Genomic DNA, 18,739 nt, shown 5'->3' with positions numbered 1-18,739 from the left:
CTTGCGGCGCCAGCGGAGTGGCCGGATGGTCCCAGAAGACGTGCCAGGTCACTGCGTACTCACCACAGACGGTCAAGTTCCCGCCGTTCTCCTTGAGGTGGTACGTGCCCCAGGGAGCTCGCCCCTTCGAGAGGGGACGCGGCTGCTGCTGCGGGGCGGTGACCAGCCAGGCTTGGACCGCACACCCCCGTCCGGGCAGGCACTCACCTTCCGCCACCGAGCCGGGGCGCTGGATTGTCGCGGAGCTCATCATCGGGCCTCCTCCTCAAGTCAACCTTGGACTAAATCTATCATCATTAGGTTTAACGAGCGTGGTGTACGCCACACTGTTACCGATCGTTTGGCGGCTGGACCTACAGCGCCGCAGCGACGGCTGTGCCTTGGGCGATCGCGCGCTTCGCGTCGAGCTCGGCGGCCAGCTCGGCGCCACCGATCAGGTGCGGCGTGCGGCCTGCGGTGACCAGTGCGTCGTAGAGGTCACGCACCGACTCCTGACCGGCGCAGACCACGACCGTGTCCGCCTCGATCGTGTGCGCGACCCCGTCGACCACGATATGCAGACCACGGTCGTCGATTCGCTCGTAGGAGGCGCCGGGAACCAGCCTGACTCCTGCCTGACCGAGCACCGCACGATGCGCCCAGCCCGAGGTCTTCCCCAGGTCCTTTCCGATCGCGGTCGCCTTGCGCTGGAGGAGGGTGACCTTCCGGGACGGCTCGTACGGCTGCGGCTCGGTGAGCCCGCCCGGCCGGGTCATGGTGGGGTCGACACCCCATCGGGCCAGCCAGCGGTCGAGGTCCTCCTTCGGGTCGTGGGTGAGCCAGTGGGACAGGTCGACGCCGATCCCCCCGGCGCCGATCACCGCGACGCGCTCGCCCGGGGTCACCCGCCCAGCGAGCACGTCGGCGTAGCTCGCGACCTTGGTGTGGTCGATCCCCGGGATCTGCGGGATCCGGGGCCTGACGCCGGTGGCGATCACGACGTCGTCGAACTCCTCGAGGTCGCCGGGTGTCGCGGTCGCCTCGAGACGTACCTCGACGTCGAGCACCTCCAGGCGACGGCGGAAGTAGCGCAGCGTGTCGGCGAAGTCCTCCTTGCCGGGCACCTCCATCGCCAGCCGGAACTGCCCTCCGACCTCCCGCTCGCGTTCGAAGAGGGTGACCGTGAGCCCGCGCTCGGCCGCGGTCACTGCTGCGGCGAGGCCAGCCGGACCAGCCCCGACGACCGCGACCCTGCGCGGGCGAGGAGCGGGCGAGATGGTCCAGACCGTCTCCTTGCACGCACGCGGGTTCACCAGACAGGAGGCTTCGAGGCCGGAGAAACCATGGTCCAGGCAGGCCTGGTTGCAGGCGATGCAGGTGTTGATCTCGTCGGCGCGCCCAGCGGCCGTCTTAGCAACGAAGTCGGGATCGGCGAGCAGCGGCCGGGCCATTGCGACCAGGTCGGCGTCGCCGTCGGCAACGATGTCCTCGGCGAGCTGCGGGGTGTTGATCCGGTTGGAGGCACACACCGGCACGTCGACCGCGAGCCTCAACAACCGCGTGTAGCGCAGCCAGGCACCCCGTGGCACCTGAGTGATGATCGTCGGGATACGAGCCTCGTGCCAGCCGATTCCGCTGTTGAAGGCGGTCACGCCATCGGCCTCCAGGGCCTGAGCGAGCTCGACGGTCTCCTGCCAGGTCTGGCCGCCGTCGACCAGGTCGAGCAGGGAGATCCGGTAGAGGATCGGGAATTCCGGACCGAGCTCGGCGCGGATGCGGCGGACGATCTCGACCGGCAGGCGCCTCCGGGCGTAGGCCGAGCCGCCCCACTCGTCGGTGCGGTCGTTGGTCAGGGGCGCGAGGAACTGGTTGATCAGGTAGCCCTCCGAGGCCATGATCTCGACCGCGTCGTAACCGGCGGCCCGGGCCCGCGCGGCTGCCGCGGCGAAGTCGTCCACGACCTTCCAGACCTCGTCGGTGGTCAGAGCGCGCGGCTGGAACCGGTTGATCGGGCTCTTGATCGAGGAGGCGCCGACGCAGTCGGTGTGGCGACCGTAGCGGCCGGCGTGGATGAGCTGCAGCGCGATCCGGCCTCCCTCGGCGTGGACCGCGTCCGTGACCTGCCGGTGCGCGTCGATCCGGTCGTCGGTCGCCACGTCGCCGGCACCCTCGCTGAGCCGGCCCTCGGCGTTGACGGCGTACGCACCGGTGATGATCAGCCCGGCACCGCCTCGGGCACGTTCGGCGAAGTATCCGGCCAGTCGCGGGACGTCGTCGTCGGCATCCTCGAGCCCGGTGTGCATCGATCCCATCACGACGCGGTTGGGCAGCTCCAGGGCGCCGAGCCGCAGCGGGCTCAGCAGGTGGTCGAACGACATCGTGCTCCTTGTGTCGGCGGGCGGGAGAGCCCCTCAGCGGTCAGGGTGGTCAGCGCCGCCTCCAGGAAGGGTGCGACCGCGGATCCCGCGGTGTCGTTGCCGCCTTCGGGTGCGCCCTCCGCCCGCCAGCGGTAGTCGATGCCCGCGGCGATGACGGCGATCTTGTAGTAGGCCAGTCCCAGGTGGACCGGCCAGTGCGCGAGCTCGACTCCGCCCGCACGCTCGTAGCGCTGCGCGAGCGCATCGGCATCGTCGAGGCTCGGACTGGTCCACGCGGTCGGGAAGCCGAGAACCTGGTCGAAGGCGGGGTGCCGGTAGGCGCACATGGTGGCGACGTCGGCGACCGGGTCTCCGATCGTGGAGAGCTCCCAGTCGACGACCGCCGCGACCCGTGGCGTGGTTCCGGTCAGGTCCAGCAGGGCGTTGTCGATGCGGTAGTCACCGTGGACGATCGAGGTGTGTACTTGCTCGGGGATCTGCTCTTCGAGCAGTCTGCGCACGGCGATCGCGTGGTCTTGCACCGTGGCATCGCCCGGAGCGACCAGCTCCCACTGGCCCGACCACCGGGTGATCTGACGACGAACGTACGCATCCGGGCGGCCGAAGCGCTCCAACCCGACCACGACATGGTCGACTCGGTGGAGTGCGGCCAACGTCTCGACCAGGGCGCCGGTGATGCCGTCGACAACCTCCGAGCCCAAGGCATCGAGCTGGTCACGGGACTGGACGGTCACCCCGTCGACGAACTCCCACACCGAGAACGGGCCGCCCAGGAGTGCCTCGTCTTCGCAGAAGACCACCGGGGCCGCGACCGGCACGTCGGTGGTGGCGAGACCGCTGGTGACACGGAACTCGCGGCCCACGTCGTGGGCCGACGGCGTGCGGCCGTGCCGGGGAGGCGTACGCAGCACCCAGCGGCATACGCCGTCGTCGAGGAGGACGGTGAGGTTGGAGCGGCCGCCGGAGATCAGGCTGCCATCGAGTTCCGGCCCGACCTCCGCGCCGGCGGCCAGCATCCGCCGGCGGACCACGGCCAGCTCGATCTCGGCGAGAACTCCGGTCATGACGCATCACCCGCGATCCGGCGCACCGCGCGGCGGGCGATCGACCAGCGGTGCACCTCGGATGGCCCGTCGTAGATCCGGAATGGACGGAGCTCGCGTGCGATCCGGGCCACCGGGAGATCCCGGGAGACTCCCAGGCCGCCGCACATCTGCACCGCTCGGTCCGCGACCCGGCACAGCGCCTCGGCAGCGAACGTCTTGGCGATCGAGGTCGACTCCGACGCCCGACCACCGTCGTCGAGCTCGCGGCAGGCCGCCGAGAGCAGCGCCCTGGTCGCGGCCAGGTCGATCTCGTTGTCGGCGATCATCTGCTGCACCATCCCCTGCTCAGCGAGCCGGGATCCGAACGCGCGGCGCTCGGCGACGTGGCGTACGGCTGTCTCGTGGGCTCGGACAGCGGCGCCGGTCCAGCGCATCACGTGTGTCATCCGGGCCGGTCCGAGACGCACCTGCGCGTAGCGGAACCCCTCGTCGACCTCACCCAGAACCGCCTCCGCTCCCACCTCGACGTTCGTGTAGGTGATCTCGCAGTGCCCGCCCAGCATCGAGCGATCCTGGGTGCCGACGTGGCGCACCAGCGCGACGCCCGGAGCGTCCGCGGGCACCAGGAACATCGTCGCTCCACCCGCGCCGCCGGGCTCGCCGGAGGTACGCGCCATGACGATGTGGAACCCAGCGCCGTCGGCACCCGTGATGAACCACTTGTGTCCGTTGAGCAGCCAGCCCGACGAGGTCCGTTCTGCACGGCTCGTCAACGCCGCAGGGTCGGCCCCCGCACCGGGCGACGGCTCGGTCATGGCAAAGGCCGAACGCACCTCGCCCCGCGCCAGCGGCGCGAGAAACCGCACCTTCTGCCGATCGTCGGCAACATGGGCGAGCAGATGGACGTTGCCCTCGTCGGGCGCGTTGATGTTGAGGGCCATCGGGCCGAACAGGCCCGTCCCAGCAGCCTCGAAGACCGGGACTCGATCGACCATCCCCAGACCCAGACCGTCGTAGGCAACCGGTGCATGCGGGGCGAAGACTCCGGCCGCACGGGCCTCGGCCTGCAGCCGCACACGCAGCGCTTCACCTCCGGCAGCCTCAACGTCGCCGTCGTGCTCGTCCTCCACCGGGAGGACATGGGTCTCGATCAGCTTCCGGATCGTCTCCGCGATCGCGGCCACATCGGTCATCGCTTGCTCCTTGTCTGCATCCATAGCCTCTAGTCCTGGCCCGCACGCAGGCCGAGGAACAGCGCCCGGGCGTCGGCGCAGAGGGTCTCGCCGTCCCAGATCTCGCCGACGAGGTATCGCTTGCGCCCCGACTCCTCCTCGAAGTGGGCCCGTACGGTGAGCGGCTTACCGACCTGCGTGACCGCGCGGTAGTTCACGGTCAGGTTGGCGGTGCGCCCCGGCGGGCGCGACGAGGTGTCGGAGAGACGTCCGAGCACCTCGTCGAAGAGGAGCGCGACCGCTCCCCCGTGGACGGCGCCGTGGCCGCCGAGGAAGTAGCGTCCGAAGGTCACAGTTCCCTCGACGCTGTCCGGGCCGCGACCGGTGAGTACGAACGCGGGGACCATCACCTGTCCGCGGCCGTCCAGATCGACACGATGACCGAATGCCTGCAGCGTCTCGGGCACCTGGTCCTGTCTCAGCTGCGTTGACCACTTCTCAACCTCCCGGGTGAGCGCGACGGTGCGCTCCTGGTCCGGCAAGGAGCCGGCGAGGTCGTCGAGAAATCCGCGCAGCGCCTCGATGAGCGGCGCCCACGCCTTGCCGCCGGGGAGCTCGGACGGCTCCTTGTCGGGATGGACTCCGGTGAACGACTCAGGTACGCCGATGCGTGTCTCCCAGGGTTCGGCGTGGTCGGTCACCGTGCCGTCAGCTTCGCCGTCCACCTCAGCGTGGCGCCATCCGGATCGCGCCGTCCAGCCGGATCACCTCGCCGTTGAGCATCGGGTTCTCGACGATGTGGGCGACCAGACCGGCGTACTCCTCGGGCTTGCCGAGCCTGCTGGGGTGGGGCACCTGGGCGCCCAGGGAGTCGATGGCTTCGTCCGGAAGGGCGTTGAACAGCGGCGTGTGGAACAGTCCCGGCGCGATGGTGTTCACCCGGATCCGGTGGTTGGCCAGGTCACGGGCGATCGGCAGGGTCATCCCGACGATGCCGCCCTTCGAGGCCGAGTAGGCAGTCTGGCCGATCTGGCCGTCGAAGGCGGCGACCGAGGCAGTGTTGACGATCACGCCGCGCTCCTCGCCGTCGATCTCCGTGCCGGCCACCATCGCGGCGGCCGCGAGCCGGAGGACGTTGAAGGTGCCGACAAGGTTGACGTTGACGACCTTGGTGAAGTCGGCCAACGGAAACGGCGAGCCGTCCTTCCCGACGACCCTGATCGCGTTGCCGATGCCCGCGCAGTTCACGGTCACGGCCAGCGGTGCCTCCCCGACGGCGGCGTCGACGGCGGCCTGCACCTGCTCCTCGTCGGTGACGTCGGCCGGCACGAAGACGGCGCGCTCACCGAGGTCGGCCGCGACCTGCTTGCCGTCGCTGCCGGGCAGGTCGAGGATCACGACGTGTGCCCCGGCCGAGTGGAGCCTGCGTACGCTGGCGAGGCCGAGGCCGGAGGCGCCCCCCGTGACGAGGGCGGACTTGCCGGTGATGTTCATGCTGTTCCTTCCTGTGGTGCGGGGGGATCAGAGGCGCTCGATGATGGTCGCGTTGGCCATCCCGCCGCCCTCGCACATCGTTTGCAGGCCGTAGCGCCCGCCCGTCTCCTCGAGGTGGTTGAGGAGGGTGGTCATCAGGCGCGTGCCGGAGCCGCCCAGCGGGTGTCCGAGAGCGATGGCGCCACCACGCGGGTTGAGCCGCACCGGGTCCGCGCCGAACTCCTGCGCCCAGGCCAGCGGAACGGGCGCGAAGGCCTCGTTGACCTCGTACGCGTCGATGTCCTCGATGCTCAGGCCCGACCTCTTCAGCGCCTTGTGGGTGGCCGGGATCGGACCGGTGAGCATGATCTCGGGGTCGGAGCCGGAGACCGCGAAGGTGTGGAATCGTGCTCGCGGGGTCAGGCCGAGCTCGGCGGCCCTCTCCTCGCTCATGATGAGCGCCGCCGAGGCGCCGTCGGTCAGCGGCGAGGAGTTGCCCGGCGTGATGTGCCAGCCGATCTCGGGATAGCGCGCGGCCATCTCCTCGCTGTAGAACGACGGCCTGAGCCCTCCGAGCCCGTCGGCGGTCGTGGCGGGCCGTACGGTCTCGTCGACGACGTGGCAGCTGCCGTCGGGCAGCGTCACCGGGACGACCTCGGGACCGAAGCTGCCGGAGAGCGCGGTCGCGGCGGCACGGCGGTGCGACTCGGCGGAATAGGCGTCGATCTGGTCCCGGTCGATCTTCCATCGTGCGGCGACGAGCTCCGCGCCGATGCCCTGGTTGGGCAGGCTCGGAAAGCGAGCGGCGAGCGGCCCGAAGGGGTCGCCGGTGCCGACCGAAGTGCCCATCGGCGCCCGGCTCATCGACTCCACACCGCCCGCGATCACGATGTCGTACGCCCCTGCGATCACGCCCTGGGCGGCGAAGTGCGCGGCCTGCTGGGAGGAGCCGCACTGCCTGTCGATCGTCGTGCCCGGGACCTCGACCGGAAGTCCTGCGGCGAGCAGGGCGGTGCGGGTGATGTTGAGCGACTGGTCGCCGTACTGGATCACGCAGCCACCGATGACGTCCTCGACCAGGGCGGGGTCGAGATCGTTGCGCTCGACCAGTGCCCGGATCACGGTCGCGAAGAGGTCAGCGGGGTGGACGCCGGAGAGCGCACCTCCCGGCTTCCCCTTGCCCGAGGCGGTCCTGGCGATGTCGACGATCACGGCGTTGGTCATAGGGGCTCCTGATGTTCACGACTTTGCGGTCGCGATCACACTAAACCTTCTATCATTAGGTTTACAAGAGTGTAACCAGCAAAACGCACCAGTGTCGTCGGCGAATCGGCAAAGCCGTGCGAGAATCTAAAGTGATGCGGTTATCGACGGCCGCAGGACCGAGGAGGGCTCCCATGGCACGACCGAGCACACCGCTGATCAGCCGAGAGGCAACCATCAAGGCCGCCCTGGCGATCGTCGACGAGGACGGCATCGATGCCCTGAGCCTGCCGCGACTGGCTCGCGAGCTCAACGTCAAGGCGCCGTCGCTCTACCACCACTTCGCCGACAAGGACGAGATCCTCGCCGCGGTGGCCCACGCGATCGTCGCGAAGACCCCGCTCCCCCGCAAGCCGAGCCAGAACGACTGGGCAGAGTGGTTCACCCAGCTCGCCCTGAACTTCCGGGCCTCCGTCGTGCGGCATCGCAATGCCGCCCCGATCCTCCTTCGCTTCATGCCTCGCGACCTGCTGACCGAGATGTACGAGCAGGCCGCCATCTATCTGAGCGAGTGCGGGGTGCCGGTCGACCTCCATGTACAGATCCTCGACGGCCTGGAGAAGGTCTCGCTCGGAGCCGCGATCGCCGAGGCGATGCGGCCACCGTCGCGCGCCCGCGTTCGTTTCGAGCACGCCGACCCCGAACGCTTCCCGGCCCTGACGGCCGCCGGCGCAGCGAACCAGCTCAACACCAAGCAGATCTTCGAGCACACCGTACGCAGCTACCTTCTCGGCGTCGCCCACTTCGGCACGATCGACTCGGGCACCGGAACCGACGCCCCTGCGTCTGACGCAGACCTCGCCAGGACGGCCTGACCCAACGTCGCCCCCGCCACCCCTGGCGGATACGTGCGTCTTCCAATAACCTACAGACGTTAGATTTATTGGAAGGGGATGGACATGGAGAGCGACCTGTTCGAGACGGACCACGAGGAGTTCCGGGAGGTGGTCCGGGAGTTCGTCTCCCGCGAGGTCGAGCCGAACCTCGAGCGCTGGGACGAGCAACGCGAGATCGACCGGGAGACCTGGCTGGCCGCGGGCCGGCAGGGGCTTCTCGGTCTGGCCGTGCCGGAGGAGTTCGGTGGGCCGGGTGAGACGGACTACCGCTACCGGATGATCCTGCAGCTCGAGATCGCCCGGGTGGGTGCCAGCTCGCTGCAGTCGGGCTTCTCGACCAACGACGACATCGTGCTGAACTACCTGCTGCGGCATGCAACACCGGAGCAGGCCAAGCGCTGGCTGCCGGGGTTCGTGACCGGCGAGACGATCGGTGCGATCGCGATGACCGAGCCGGGTGCCGGCAGCGACCTGCGCGGGATCACAACGAGCGCGGTGCCGGACGGCGACGGCTGGCTGATCAACGGCTCCAAGACGTTCATCACCTCCGGCATCCTGGCCGACCTGGTCATCGTCTTCGCGCGCACCGGCGAGTCCTTCAGCCTCTTCGTTGTCGAGGACGGCACCCCCGGGTTCACCCGTGGCCGCAAGCTCGACAAGGTCGGGCTGCGCGCCCAGGACACCGCCGAGCTCTCCTTCGACCAGGTGCACGTGCCGGCGGAGAACCTGCTCGGCGAGGTCGGTCAGGGACTGGCGTACCTGAAGCAGAGCCTGCCGCTGGAGCGGCTCGGGATCGCCATCGCCGGGCAGGCCTCGGCCGAGGCGGTGCTCGGCTGGACGGTCGACTACGTCAAGGAGCGGACCGCCTTCGGGCGCCGGATCGCCGACTTCCAGGTGCCCGCGCACAAGCTGGCACACCTGCGCACGGCGATCGAGGTCTCCCGGGCCTACATCGACCGGTGCGTACGCGAGTGGAACGGCGGCACGCTGTCGCCGGTCGATGCGGCGAAGGCCAAGGCATGGGCCACGGACCTGCAGCACGAGGTCATCGACGTCGGCGTCCAGCTGCACGGCGGCTACGGTTACATGCTGGAGTACCCCGTCGCACGGGCGTTCGTCGACGCCCGCGTGCAGCGGATCTACGGGGGCGCGAACGAGATCATGACCGACATCGTCGCCAAGGACCTGCTCCGCTGAAAACCGACTGGTCGAGCCACCGGATCTCCGGCGGCTCGACCAGCAGGGGCCGGCTCAGCGCCGGTAGATCGACTTGGCGACCAGATAGGGCTCGAGCCCCTCGGGCCCGAGCTCGCGGCCCAGGCCGCTGGAGCGCACGCCACCGAAGGGCGCGTTGATGTGCAGCTCGTAGTGGTTCACGCCCACCGTGCCGCTGCTGATCCGGCGGGCCAGGTCGAGGCCGTGCTCCTCGTCCGCGCTCCACACGACTCCCCCGAGCCCGTAGTCGGAGTCGTTGGCCAGGGCGATCGCCTCGTCCTCGTCGGCGTACGGCGTGATCACCAGCACCGGCCCGAAGATCTCCTCCTGGGCGATGACACAGTCGTTGTCGACGTCGGCGAAGACGGTCGGCTCGACGTACCAGCCCGGGCGGTCGGGGACGCCGCCGCCGGTGGTGAGGCGGGCGAGGTCGCGGCCCTGCCTGATGTAGTCGGCAACCCGCTGCTGCTGGGCCTTCGAGACGAGCGGGCCGACCTGGGTCGCCCGGTCCAGCGGGTCCCCGACCGTCAACGCAGCCACCGTCGAGGTGACCGCCTCGACCACCTCGGCGTACCTGCTTCGCGGGGCCAGGATCCGGGTGGCGGCATGGCAGGTCTGGCCGTTGTTCGGGAGCGAGACCTCCAGCAGCTTGGAGGTCACCAGTGCGAGGTCGGCGTCCTCGGCGACGAGCGAGACGGACTTGCCGCCGAGCTCGAGCGTGGCCGGGCGCAGCAGCCGGCCGGCGCTCGCGCCGATCACCCGGCCGGCACCGGTCGATCCGGTGAACGCAACCTTGTCGATGCCGGGATGCTCGACCAGATGGGCTCCGGCCTCACGGTCGCCCGGGAGCACGTTGAGCACGCCCGGCGGCAGACCGACCTCCGCGGCGGCGTCGGCGAGGACGAAGGCGTCCAGTGCGGTCTCGGGCGCCGGCTTGAGCACCACGGTGCACCCGGCCGCGAGCGCCGGGGCGATCTTCATGATCGCCAGCGGTTGCGGGTAGTTCCACGGAGTCACCGCGGCGACCACGCCGACCGGCTCGCGCACCACCAGAGTGTCGCCGCCGGTCGGGCTCGGGCGGCTCTCCTCGAGAGTCAGCGACGCGGCCAGCTCGGCGTAGTAGCCGGTGATGAATCCGGGGGCGATGCCGTTGACGACGTGCGAGAGGGAGATCGGCATGCCGTTCTCCCGGCTGACCAGGGTGGCGGTCTCCTTGCGGCGGGCACCGAGCGCGGCGGCGAAGGCACCGAGGATTCGGGCGCGATCGGCCTGGGTCATCCTGCTCCAGGGACCGGACAGCGCCGCACGGGCGGCGGCGACGGCGGCGTCGACGTCCTCGGCGGTGGCGAGCGCCGTGGTGGCGAAGGGCTCGCCCGTGGCGGCCTCGATCACCTCATAGGTCGTTCCCTTCGCCGGATCGGTCCATTCTCCGTCGATGAAGAGTCGGGGGCGGTCGTACATCATGGGCTCCTTGCTCAGAGGGTCTGTTCGCTGCCGAGGAGGACCGAGCTGACCAGCGGTGCCATCGGTCCGCCGATGAACAGCGAGGTGTCGGCCCGGTCGACCTGGTTGGTCGAGGTCCCGCGGATCTGGCGGACTGCCTCCACGGCCAGACCCATGCCGTTGACGAACGAGTCGGCGATGTTGCCGCCGGAGGTGTTCACCGGCAGCGAGCCTCCGGGTGCGGTGAGGTTCTCGACGGTCATCACCTCGGCGGCCGCCGGTCCGGGCGGGCAGAGTCCGTGGTCGATGAGGGAGGCGACCGCGGGTCCGCTGAAGTTCTCATAGACCTGGACGACGTCGACCTCGGCCGGTTTCACCCGGGCCTCCGCCCACAGTCGCGAGGCGACGCCCGCACCGGAGGACGAGTCGACGAAACCAGCAGATGTGTAGGGCTCGTCGTTCTCGTTCAGCGCGGAGTAGCCGCCTGGTGCGCCCTGGGCGGCGCCCAGGACGTACGCCGCCGGGCGCCCCATCGCGCGGGCGCGCTCCGCCGAGACCACGATCAGTGCGACCGCACCGTCGTTCTCACGCGAGCAGTCGAAGAGGTGGAACGGCTCGACGATGAACGGCGAGGCGTCGTAGCCGGCCTCGTCGAGCGGCTTGCCGTAGCCCGCGGCGCCCGGGTTGTTCTGGGCGTGCCGGTAGGCGGCCAGGACGAGGTTGCGCATCGCCGAGCGGGGCACACCGTCGTGCTCGAGCATTCGCTGAGTCCGCAGGGCGCAGACGTGAGCAGGCGTGGCGACGCCGTGGGGCAGATAGTTGTTGTCGAAGTAGTACTTGGCGTAGCCGCGGCGGCCGGTCTCGCGCTGGGACATGCCGCGGAAGGCGACAACGCACTCGGCCTGACCGGTGGTGACCGCCGCGGCGGCCGCGCCGATGGCGGCCGCCGCGCCTCCACCTCCCCCACCCCAGACCATGCTCGACCAGCGCAGCTCGCGCACGCCCAGGTCGGCGGCCAGCACGGGTCCGCTGTGGTCACCGCCGGCATAGGAGGTGAACCCGTCGATGTCTCGCGGCGAGATCCCCGCATCGGCGCACGCCTCCAGGATCCCCTGGAGAACGAGCTCCCGCTCGCCACCCGGAGCCTTCCCCCGTGGGTGATGGATGTCGGCGACCCCCACCACCGCGGTCGTCCCTCGCAGGCTCATCGGTCCTCACCGCCTGCGGCACGCCAGCGGAGCACCGGCCACTCGGCGTTGGAAGGCTGCTGGATGACTCCGGTGACACGGTCGCCGATCGCCGGGCGCGGATCGTCGCCGAGGAGGATGCCCAGCAGTCGCACCGGGACCTGGTCGAGCCGCACCAGCACCGTGACGTACGGGACGGGGACGTCGAGCTCGCTCATGAACGCGCGGGCGCTGCGTACCCAGGTGTGAATGGCGCCCGCAGCGTCGACGGGAGCCCAGTCGGTGTCGAAGGACCAACATGCCGCGCACATCGCGCGGCCGAGCGGGCGCCACTGCCCGCAGGCCCCGCACCGAGGCAGCAGGAGCTGGTCGTCCCGCAGTCCTTCCCAGAAGGGCCGATCGCTCTCATCGGCGGCCGGGCCTGCCGGAAGGGTCTCGGTCACAGCAGCCGTCATCGGGCGCTCGATGGGTCGAAGTTCTCCAAGATGTCGGCCTTCCAGGCACCGTCGACGAGCACCCAGCCCGAGCGCAGGCCGATCGAGCCGTCCGGGGTGGCGTAGACGGCCTCGCCCACACCCCGGTCTCCGTCGACGCGTACCGAGATGATCTCGGCGCCGTCGACGTCGGCACGTGGGACCTGGACGCCGACGAAGACCGCGGGGACCGCGCCGGGAGCCATGTCGGCGAGCACGGCTTTGAGGTCGCCGGAGACGACTCCGTCGACGTGCCGGCGGTACGTCGTCTCGAAGTCGGAGGTGGTGATGGTCATCGCAGATCTCCTCGGGTAGCGGGGGTTTCAGGGGCAGACTTCAGGGCAGGGCGAAGGTGGCATCGGCCGAGACGTCGAGCTTGGCGCCGGCCAGGTCCTCGGTCGCCAGGCGCGCGACGAGGTCGGGTGCCTCCGATCGCGCCAGGGTCCGGGCACCATCGGGCGTACGCAGCGCTGCCATCGCCGTCGCCGGTCGGCCGTCACGGTCGTGCGCGACGGTCCAGGCTTCCAGCTCGGCGGGTCCGGCGTACTCGGGGGCGACCGGGGTCGGGGCGGCCTCGTCGGCCTGTGCCTGCGCCGAGGCCCGGCGGAACCCGTCGCCGGGCGTGGGCGCATAGACACCGATGGCGTGCTTGGTCAGATAGCCGCTGTTGGCGGTGACCAGCCCCGGCCGCTGGGTGCGGCGCACCTCGCGCAGCATGGTCGCGATGGCGTGGGTGCTGTAGTTGTTCCAGGGTCCCCCGGCGAACGTGAGGCCGCCGGTGACGGTGAGCGGGCGAGCCGGATCATCGAGGGGCAGCCCCAGCGCGTCGGCGGCAACCTGTACGGCGGCAGGGAAGCAGGAGTAGATGTCGACAGGCCCCAGGTCGTCGACGGTGAAGCCCGCGAGCTCCAGAGCAGTCCGGCCGGCCGCGGCGATCGCAGGCGAGGCGTCGAGCCTCGGGCGGGCCGCGATCCGGGCGGTGTCGGAGGCTTCGCTCCCTGACCGGAGGAAGACCCACAGGTCCTCAGGCACCCCGTGGCGACGGGCGGCCTCGACGGAGCAGACGAGGACGGCGGCCGCCTGCTCGACACTGTTGTTGGAGTTCATCAGCTTCGTGTAGGGCGAGGAGACCATGCGGTTCGCCGATGTGGCGGTGGAGATCTCCTCGGCGGTGTAAGGGCGCTGCACCCAGGCGTCGGGGTTGCCCATCGCGACCTCGTTGAACCGCGCCCAAAGTCCTGCGATGACGTCTCGGTGCGCATCGATGCTGCGCTCGGATGCGACCCTGATCGCCTGCTCGAAGAGCGGATAGATGTACGCCGGCCGGTCCAGGCCGGCCGCGATCTCGGTCGGGTCCTTCATGGGGACGTCCGGACGCGTCTCGGGAACCGGCACGGAGTCGTCCTGCCACGTCCAGTCCGGCCGCTCACCGCGTGCCTTGAGGCTCATCCGGGTTCGCCAGGCCTCGGCTCCACCCACCAGCACGACGTCGCAGCGCCCGGCGGCGATGTCCTCGGCGGCATCGTTGACCAGTGCCTGCGGATGACTTCCTCCGTGGCCGGTGTAGACGGTGTGTCGCACCGAGGCCGCCAACCGCCGAGCCACGAGCAGGCCCGGGTCGCGGTAGCGCCACGACAGCATCCCGACGACACGGATCGAGTCGATCCGTTCGACGAGAGCCGGAGCACCGGCGTCGGCAGCCGCAAGATGGGCGGCTCGGACGATCATGTCGACCGGTTCCACGGGGTCTGAGCGCTGGTTGAGCTGCCCGCCTCCGACGAGAACAGGGGTACGTGGATCCAGACTCATGCACCGGCTCCTGACCGTGCCACGGCGAGCATCTCCTCGACGTCGACCAGCTTCACCCGGGGGCGTCGTGCCGCCCGCCCGGCACCGGTCTCGTAGGTGTCGATCTGGCGCCACCCCTCCAGGCCGACGTGGCCGGGCAGCCGCGACTCGATGTCGTCCGCGGTGTGCTGGGGCGAGGGCAGCGTGCCCGCGTCGAAGTCCGCCAGCAGGTGGGCCACGGTCTCCCGAGCACACTGCTTGTTGGTGCCGATGACCCCGCTCGGGCCGCGCTTGATCCAGCCGGTCACGAACAGTCCCGGAACGTTCTCACCCGCCTCGTGGACGCGTCCTCCGGTGTTGGGCACCACGGCGCGTACGTCGTCGAAGGGCACGCCGGGCACCGCGGACCCGCGGTAGCCGATGGACCGCAGGACCAGTCCGCAGGCGAGCTCCTCGAGGTCGCCGGTGGGCACCGGGCGAACCACGCCGCCCGCGTCCGCCTCGAGGCGGTTGTGCTGCAGCCGGATGCCCGCCACCCAGTCCGCACCGAGGACCGTCTCGGGCGAGCCGAGGAAGCGGAGCACCACCCGTCGGGGCGCGGTCAGGGGACGTGAGAGCAGCTCCTGCAGCAGGCGCTGCTTCTCGGCGGCGGCCGAGCCGGGAGCGGCCTCGCCCTGGGTGAGCTCCTCGCCGCGTACGACGACGTCGATCCCTGGCGTCTGGATCAGGCCCAGCAGCTCCTTGGTGGTGAACGCCGCCTCCTGCGGTCCGCGGCGCCCGACCACGACGACCTCGCGGATGTTGCTCTCCCGCAGCTGTGCGAGCGCGTGGTCGGCGATGTCGGTGCCCGCCAGCCGCTCCGGGTCCGAGGCGAGGATCCGGGCGACGTCGAGGGCGACGTTGCCGTTGCCGACGACGACGGCACGGTCGCTGGAGAGGTCGAAGGTACGGTGGGCGAAGTCGGGATGGCCGTTGTACCAGGCGACCAGCTCGGTCGCCGAGTGGCTGCCGGGCAGGTCCTCCCCCGGGATGCCGAGGCGGCGGTCGTCGAGCGCGCCGACGGCGACGATCACCGCGTGGTAGCCGGCACGCAGCTCCTCGACGGTGATGTCGCGGCCCACCTCGGTGTTGAGGAAGAGCCGCAGGCCCTTCCGCTTCAGCGTCCGGGCGAAGGCGACCGAGGTCTTCTTGGTGTCCTGGTGGTCGGGGGCGACCCCGAAGCGTACGAGGCCACCCGGGATCGGGAGGCGCTCGTACATGTCGACGGCGACGTCGAGACCGCGCCGCGACAGCAGCTCCTCGGCCGCGTACGAGGCCGCCGGCCCGGTTCCCACGATCGCCACCCGAAGCTGCTCCCCCGTCCGTCCGGTCCAGGTCGTGGACCGGGCTTGGACGGGTTCCTGCGCATAGTCACGGCGCCCGTCGCCGTCGAACCAGGAGGCGTTGATCGGTTCATACGGCTCCTGGTCGGGGGCGAGATCGTAGTCGGCGCTGATCGCTCCGACCGGGCAGACCTCGACGCAGGCGGCGCAGTCGATGCAGACATCGGGGTCGATGTAGAGCATCTCGGCGGTGCCGTAGTCCGGCTCGTCCGGTGTCGGGTGGATGCAGTTGACCGGACAGACAGGTACGCAGCTGGCATCGTTGCAGCAGGCTCGGGTGACGACGTGGGTCATGTCGGCTCGTCAGGCGGAGTAGTCGATGACACCGCGGAGGTTGATCCCCGCGTGCATGTCCTCGTAGCCCTGGTTGATCTCCTCCAGGGCGTAGCGGCGGGTGATGAGCTCCTCGAGCTTGATGTTGCCCTCGCGCCACAGCTCCAGGATGTCCGGCACCGCGCGGGTGGGCTGCATCATCCCGAACAGCGACCCCTGGATCCGCTTCTGGTACATCGCCAGCTCGAACAGGCTCACGGGGATGCCGTACTCGGTGACGTTGCACATGCTGGTGAGCACCACGGTGCCGGCCTTGCGGATCGCCCCGAAGGCCTCGGCGACGTGCTCGCCGTTGGCGACACCGACGGTGACGATCGCCGAGGCGGCGCCCTGGCCGTTGGTGAGCTGCTGGGCGCGGTCGGTCGCCTGGGCGATGTTGACGAACGCCTCGGTCGCGCCGAGCTCGAGCGCCTTCTCGCGGTGGAACTCGACCGGGTCGACGGCGAGGATGTGGGAGGCGCCGGCGAACTTCGCGCCCTGCACCGCGTTGATCCCGATGCCGCCGATGCCCATGATCACGACCACGTCGCCGGGGCGTACCTGGGCGGCGTTCACCGAGGAGCCCCAGCCGGTCGGGACCCCGCAGCCGACCAGCGCCGCGATCTCGAGCGGGATGTCGTCGTCGATCTTGAGCGCGCCCCACTCGGGCAGGATGGAGTACTCCGAGAACGTCGAGACCAGCGAGCACTGACCGACGTCCTTGCCGTCGTCGGTGTGCAGACGGAAGGTGCCGTCGAGCTGGGTGCCCAGCATCATGTAGGCGCCGTTGTCGCACAGGTTCTGCATGCCGCGGGCACACCAGGTGCACCGACCGCAGCCGGGGATGAAGGCGGCCACCACGTGGTCGCCGACCTTCAGGTCGCGTACGCCCGGACCGACCTTCTCCACGATCCCGGCGCCCTCGTGGCCGCCGGCGAACGGGTAGGCCATCGCCGGGACGTCGCCCTGAGCGTAGTGGTCGTCGGAGTGGCACAGACCCGCGTGCGTGAACCGCACCAGGACCTCGAACTCCTTGGGCTCGTCGACCTCGACCTCGATCACGTCCCACTTGCCGGGGCCGTCGAGAAGAACTGCTGCTCGTGACTTCATCTGCTCAGATCCTCACTCGAAGTCGATCTTGCCCATGGTTTCCTGGATGTACATGAACGCAGGCATGTTCTTGAGCATCTGCGCCATCTTGCCGCGCACGCGCAGCTTGCCCCGAGTCATCGCGACCGTGGGGTTGATGCTCCCGTCGAAGCAGCCCTTCCAGGTGTCGCTGGAGCCGCTGATCAGGAAGTCGGCGTTGTCGAGGTCCTCCTGGCTGGCGTCGCGCACGGCGGTCACCTGGCCCTTGTCGAAGCTGACGAAGAACTGGCCCTCGAGCGGCGCCTCGTACTTGTAGGCCATGTCGAAGTCGATGTTCTTGCCCTTGTCGGCCCAGACCGGGTCGCTGTTGAGGGCGTCGCCCATCGCCTGGTAGAACTCCACGGTTCCGAACTTGACGGTCATCTTGGGTACTCCTTTGGTTGGGATGCGAGATGTCGGGTACGACGGGTCAGATCGACTCGCCGAGGAAGAGCGGGAGCGAGACCACGCCCTTGACCTGGCTCAGGTGACGCTCCGGCGGGTTGTCGGGGTCGAGGCGGTAGTCCGGGATCCGCCGGTGCAGCTCCTCGAAGGCGACGCGCAGCTCGAGCCGCGCCAGGTGCGACCCGACGCAACGGTGGTTGCCGGCGCCGAAGGCGAGGTGCGGGTTGGGGTCGCGGGTCAGGTCGACCACGTCGGCGTCGGGGTAGACGCTGGTGTCGTGGTTGGCGGCGCCGAACGGGATCAGGATCTTGTCGCCCGCCTTCAGCTGTACGCCGTCGAGGACGTAGTCCTCCTTGACGACCCGGGCGGGGCAGACCGCCGACTCCCAGCGCAGCATCTCCTCGACCGCGGTGGGCACCAGGCCCGGGTCGTCGACGAGCTGCTTGCGCACCTCGGGGTGCTCGGCGAGGTAGATGACCGAGTGGGCCAGCTGGCCCTGCACGGTGTGCAGTCCGCCGATGAGGAAGAGGAACAGGATGTTGAGCACCTCGAACTGGGTCAGCTCGCGGTCCTCGAAGGTGCCGTTGATGAGGATCTGGGTGATGTCCTCGGCGTCGCCGGACTCGGCACGCTCGTCGATCATCTCGCCGAAGTAGGCGTAGACCTCCATGGCGGCCGCCATCCGCACCTCGGTGGCGCGCTCCTCGCTGGCGCCCGGCTCCCCCAGCACGATGGTGTCGGCCCAGTGGTTGAACTGGGCGCTGTCCTCGAGGTTCCAGCCCATCAGCGCGAGGAAGACCCGGCTCGGGAACTCCTTGGCGAACGCCTGGATGAAGTCGACCTGCTTGTCCTCCAGCATCTGGTCGATCAGCTCGTTGGCGATCTCACGGATCTGCGGCTCCAGCGCCGCCATCCGCTTCGGCGAGAAGAGCGGGTTGATCAGCTTGCGGTAGATGCCGTGGTCGGGCGGGTCGACCTCGATCGGGATCATCGGCCCGTCCTGGCCGATGGTGCCGGGCACGTTGACCGACTCGCTGGAGAAGACCGTCGGGTTCTTGAGAACCTCCTGGATGTCGTCGTACTTCGTCGCGACCCAGTGCCCGCCGTAGTGCTTGCTGTGGGCGACGGGGCACTTGCCACGCATCTCGGCGTAGACGTCGTAGACGGTGTCGGCGATGTCGGGTGAGTGGATGTCGAAGTCGGTCTGGATCTCCGGGCTCTCGGCGTCCTTGAGCTCGCTCATGAAGGTGTCTCCTTCT

At 69.7% G+C, this 18,739-nt stretch carries 17 protein-coding genes; 2 read left to right on the top strand and 15 right to left on the bottom strand.

Features of this window, described 5'->3' with window-relative positions; genetic code table 11:
* Positions 1 to 353: 353 nt before the first annotated feature.
* From ABZ796_RS07670 to ABZ796_RS07645, 6 genes are read right to left on the bottom strand one after another with little or no spacing between them, the layout of a single operon-like run.
* Positions 354 to 2,357 carry an NADPH-dependent 2,4-dienoyl-CoA reductase gene (locus tag ABZ796_RS07670; RefSeq protein ID WP_357335924.1) on the bottom strand — a complete coding sequence of 668 codons (2,004 nt, stop codon included), beginning with the start codon at positions 2,355 to 2,357 and terminating at the stop codon, positions 354 to 356.
* The gene (locus ABZ796_RS07665) at positions 2,336 to 3,421 is read right to left on the bottom strand and encodes a phosphotransferase family protein (RefSeq protein ID WP_357335923.1); all 1,086 of its coding nucleotides are present in this window, start codon (positions 3,419 to 3,421) and stop codon (positions 2,336 to 2,338) included. The genes ABZ796_RS07670 and ABZ796_RS07665 overlap by 22 nt, the downstream gene beginning before the upstream one ends.
* Positions 3,418 to 4,596, bottom strand: coding sequence for an acyl-CoA dehydrogenase family protein (locus tag ABZ796_RS07660; RefSeq protein ID WP_357335921.1), 1,179 nt, complete (start codon positions 4,594 to 4,596; stop codon positions 3,418 to 3,420). The genes ABZ796_RS07665 and ABZ796_RS07660 overlap by 4 nt, the downstream gene beginning before the upstream one ends.
* Positions 4,597 to 4,625: 29 nt before the next feature.
* The gene (locus ABZ796_RS07655) at positions 4,626 to 5,300 is read right to left on the bottom strand and encodes a hotdog domain-containing protein (protein WP_357335919.1); all 675 of its coding nucleotides are present in this window, start codon (positions 5,298 to 5,300) and stop codon (positions 4,626 to 4,628) included.
* A gap of 1 nt (position 5,301) precedes the next feature.
* Complete coding sequence (locus ABZ796_RS07650) at positions 5,302 to 6,069, bottom strand: 3-hydroxyacyl-CoA dehydrogenase (RefSeq protein ID WP_357335917.1); 768 nt, start codon at positions 6,067 to 6,069, stop codon at positions 5,302 to 5,304.
* Between the two features lie 27 nt (positions 6,070 to 6,096).
* A complete protein-coding gene (locus ABZ796_RS07645; protein WP_357335915.1) occupies positions 6,097 to 7,272 on the bottom strand; it encodes a thiolase family protein in 1,176 nt (391 codons plus the stop codon).
* A 173-nt stretch (positions 7,273 to 7,445) separates the two neighbouring features.
* Here ABZ796_RS07645 and ABZ796_RS07640 point away from each other — a divergent pair, with 173 nt between their 5' ends.
* Both ABZ796_RS07640 and ABZ796_RS07635 read left to right on the top strand, forming a co-directional pair.
* On the top strand, positions 7,446 to 8,126 hold the full coding sequence (locus tag ABZ796_RS07640) for a TetR family transcriptional regulator (RefSeq protein ID WP_357335914.1): 681 nt from the start codon (positions 7,446 to 7,448) through the stop codon (positions 8,124 to 8,126).
* An 84-nt stretch (positions 8,127 to 8,210) separates the two neighbouring features.
* Entirely contained in the window at positions 8,211 to 9,344 is a 1,134-nt protein-coding gene (locus tag ABZ796_RS07635) for an acyl-CoA dehydrogenase family protein (RefSeq protein WP_357335913.1), read from the top strand.
* A 54-nt stretch (positions 9,345 to 9,398) separates the two neighbouring features.
* Here the strand turns inward: ABZ796_RS07635 and ABZ796_RS07630 are convergent, their stop codons facing one another.
* The 9 genes from ABZ796_RS07630 to ABZ796_RS07590 are packed head-to-tail and all read right to left on the bottom strand — an operon-like array spanning position 9,399 to position 18,723.
* A complete protein-coding gene (locus ABZ796_RS07630; protein ID WP_357335911.1) occupies positions 9,399 to 10,823 on the bottom strand; it encodes an aldehyde dehydrogenase in 1,425 nt (474 codons plus the stop codon).
* Positions 10,824 to 10,837: 14 nt separating this feature from the next.
* A complete protein-coding gene (locus tag ABZ796_RS07625; protein ID WP_357335910.1) occupies positions 10,838 to 12,013 on the bottom strand; it encodes a hypothetical protein in 1,176 nt (391 codons plus the stop codon).
* Complete coding sequence (locus ABZ796_RS07620) at positions 12,010 to 12,447, bottom strand: OB-fold domain-containing protein (protein WP_357335908.1); 438 nt, start codon at positions 12,445 to 12,447, stop codon at positions 12,010 to 12,012. Before ABZ796_RS07620 ends, ABZ796_RS07625 begins: the two co-directional genes overlap by 4 nt.
* Positions 12,444 to 12,761: a hypothetical protein gene (locus tag ABZ796_RS07615; RefSeq protein WP_357335907.1), complete on the bottom strand. Its 318-nt coding sequence runs from the start codon at positions 12,759 to 12,761 to the stop codon at positions 12,444 to 12,446. Before ABZ796_RS07615 ends, ABZ796_RS07620 begins: the two co-directional genes overlap by 4 nt.
* A 40-nt stretch (positions 12,762 to 12,801) precedes the next feature.
* Positions 12,802 to 14,274, bottom strand: coding sequence for an acetyl-CoA acetyltransferase (locus ABZ796_RS07610; protein WP_357335906.1), 1,473 nt, complete (start codon positions 14,272 to 14,274; stop codon positions 12,802 to 12,804).
* The gene (locus ABZ796_RS07605) at positions 14,271 to 15,929 is read right to left on the bottom strand and encodes an FAD-dependent oxidoreductase (RefSeq protein WP_357335904.1); all 1,659 of its coding nucleotides are present in this window, start codon (positions 15,927 to 15,929) and stop codon (positions 14,271 to 14,273) included. The genes ABZ796_RS07610 and ABZ796_RS07605 overlap by 4 nt, the downstream gene beginning before the upstream one ends.
* A 9-nt stretch (positions 15,930 to 15,938) precedes the next feature.
* Positions 15,939 to 17,057 (bottom strand): NDMA-dependent alcohol dehydrogenase, encoded by a 1,119-nt coding sequence (locus ABZ796_RS07600; RefSeq protein WP_357335902.1) that lies wholly within the window; start codon positions 17,055 to 17,057, stop codon positions 15,939 to 15,941.
* 12 nt (positions 17,058 to 17,069) lie between these two features.
* The gene (locus ABZ796_RS07595) at positions 17,070 to 17,459 is read right to left on the bottom strand and encodes an SCP2 sterol-binding domain-containing protein (RefSeq protein WP_357335900.1); all 390 of its coding nucleotides are present in this window, start codon (positions 17,457 to 17,459) and stop codon (positions 17,070 to 17,072) included.
* Positions 17,460 to 17,505: 46 nt separating this feature from the next.
* Positions 17,506 to 18,723, bottom strand: coding sequence for a cytochrome P450 (locus ABZ796_RS07590; protein WP_357335898.1), 1,218 nt, complete (start codon positions 18,721 to 18,723; stop codon positions 17,506 to 17,508).
* Positions 18,724 to 18,739 lie beyond the last annotated feature (16 nt).

Source organism: Nocardioides sp. NPDC047086, from assembly GCF_040643685.1.
GTDB lineage: Bacteria > Actinomycetota > Actinomycetes > Propionibacteriales > Nocardioidaceae > Nocardioides.
This window is presented reverse-complemented; position numbering and strand designations above follow the sequence as displayed.

Bases quoted from the DNA above. Each gene is read 5' to 3' on its own strand.
- ABZ796_RS07670 (WP_357335924.1), bottom strand. From the start codon at position 2,357: ATGTCGTTCGACCACCTGCTGAGCCCGCTGCGGCTCGGCGCCCTGGAG.
- ABZ796_RS07665 (WP_357335923.1), bottom strand. From the start codon at position 3,421: ATGACCGGAGTTCTCGCCGAGATCGAGCTGGCCGTGGTCCGCCGGCGG.
- ABZ796_RS07660 (WP_357335921.1), bottom strand. From the start codon at position 4,596: ATGACCGATGTGGCCGCGATCGCGGAGACGATCCGGAAGCTGATCGAG.
- ABZ796_RS07650 (WP_357335917.1), bottom strand. From the start codon at position 6,069: ATGAACATCACCGGCAAGTCCGCCCTCGTCACGGGGGGCGCCTCCGGC.
- ABZ796_RS07645 (WP_357335915.1), bottom strand. From the start codon at position 7,272: ATGACCAACGCCGTGATCGTCGACATCGCCAGGACCGCCTCGGGCAAG.
- ABZ796_RS07640 (WP_357335914.1), top strand. From the start codon at position 7,446: ATGGCACGACCGAGCACACCGCTGATCAGCCGAGAGGCAACCATCAAG.
- ABZ796_RS07635 (WP_357335913.1), top strand. From the start codon at position 8,211: ATGGAGAGCGACCTGTTCGAGACGGACCACGAGGAGTTCCGGGAGGTG.
- ABZ796_RS07630 (WP_357335911.1), bottom strand. From the start codon at position 10,823: ATGTACGACCGCCCCCGACTCTTCATCGACGGAGAATGGACCGATCCG.
- ABZ796_RS07625 (WP_357335910.1), bottom strand. From the start codon at position 12,013: ATGAGCCTGCGAGGGACGACCGCGGTGGTGGGGGTCGCCGACATCCAT.
- ABZ796_RS07620 (WP_357335908.1), bottom strand. From the start codon at position 12,447: ATGACGGCTGCTGTGACCGAGACCCTTCCGGCAGGCCCGGCCGCCGAT.
- ABZ796_RS07615 (WP_357335907.1), bottom strand. From the start codon at position 12,761: ATGACCATCACCACCTCCGACTTCGAGACGACGTACCGCCGGCACGTC.
- ABZ796_RS07610 (WP_357335906.1), bottom strand. From the start codon at position 14,274: ATGAGTCTGGATCCACGTACCCCTGTTCTCGTCGGAGGCGGGCAGCTC.
- ABZ796_RS07605 (WP_357335904.1), bottom strand. From the start codon at position 15,929: ATGACCCACGTCGTCACCCGAGCCTGCTGCAACGATGCCAGCTGCGTA.
- ABZ796_RS07600 (WP_357335902.1), bottom strand. From the start codon at position 17,057: ATGAAGTCACGAGCAGCAGTTCTTCTCGACGGCCCCGGCAAGTGGGAC.
- ABZ796_RS07595 (WP_357335900.1), bottom strand. From the start codon at position 17,459: ATGACCGTCAAGTTCGGAACCGTGGAGTTCTACCAGGCGATGGGCGAC.
- ABZ796_RS07590 (WP_357335898.1), bottom strand. From the start codon at position 18,723: ATGAGCGAGCTCAAGGACGCCGAGAGCCCGGAGATCCAGACCGACTTC.